Source organism: Paraburkholderia sp. BR10872, from assembly GCF_040965835.1.
GTDB lineage: Bacteria > Pseudomonadota > Gammaproteobacteria > Burkholderiales > Burkholderiaceae > Paraburkholderia > Paraburkholderia nodosa_A.
In genome coordinates this window covers 1-258 of the sequence record NZ_JBFRCN010000184.1, presented here as the reverse complement: position 1 = coordinate 258, position 258 = coordinate 1, and the positions used below count along the sequence as shown (strand labels likewise).

Sequence of the window (258 nt, the reverse complement as noted above, 5' to 3'; positions counted from 1 at the left end):
AGATCGAGAATTACTTCATCGGCTACCTGAACTACCCGTACGTGTCGATCTACACGGGCCGGGGCTGCAAGTCGCGCTGCACGTTCTGCCTGTGGCCGCAGACCGTGAGCGGCCACGTCTACCGCACACGTTCGGTCGAGAACGTGCTCGAGGAAGCGAAGTGGATCCGCGAGAACATGCCGGAAGTCAAGGAGCTCATGTTCGACGACGACACCTTCACCGACGACCTGCCGCGCGCCGAAGCGATCGCCATCGGTC

At 61.6% G+C, this 258-nt stretch carries 1 protein-coding gene; it reads left to right on the top strand.

The window, feature by feature from the left end:
• A partial coding sequence (locus AB4Y43_RS40600; protein ID WP_368730306.1) for a radical SAM protein occupies positions 1–258 on the top strand: 258 nt, incomplete at both ends.